The sequence below is a fragment of the Microbacterium sp. GbtcB4 genome (assembly GCF_019091465.1).
GTDB lineage: Bacteria > Actinomycetota > Actinomycetes > Actinomycetales > Microbacteriaceae > Microbacterium > Microbacterium paraoxydans.
Map to the genome: position 1 here is coordinate 1 of NZ_JAGXJJ010000456.1, position 241 is coordinate 241.

Below are 241 nucleotides of genomic sequence, written 5' to 3' on the forward strand. Positions count from 1 at the left end.
CCTCCTGAAGAGCGAGGAGTGACGAACTATGAGTAGCCTTGCGTGCATGCTGAGGACCGAACGAGAGGCAGACCTTGATGTTCCGCACGGACTCGATCTGGCGGTGGCAGCTGGTGTTCACCGCGAGCATCGTGGCCAACGTGGTGATGGTCGTGGGCTTCAAGCCGCAGACCCTCGCGATCCCGCTGTTCATCGGCGGCATGGGGCTCATCGTCGTCACCACCCTGGTGGCGCTCTAGGT

At 62.2% G+C, this 241-nt stretch carries 1 protein-coding gene; it reads left to right on the forward strand.

Annotated elements, in window-relative coordinates; genetic code table 11:
• Positions 1-77 precede the first annotated feature (77 nt).
• Positions 78-239, forward strand: a complete 162-nt coding sequence (locus KVS71_RS18455) for a hypothetical protein (protein WP_217585262.1) — start codon at positions 78-80, stop codon at positions 237-239.
• The last annotated feature ends 2 nt before the right edge of the window (positions 240-241 follow it).

What these genes read in the sequence shown, in the direction of transcription:
- KVS71_RS18455 (WP_217585262.1), top strand. Translation starts at nt 78, where the DNA reads ATGTTCCGCACGGACTCGATCTGGCGGTGGCAGCTGGTGTTCACCGCG.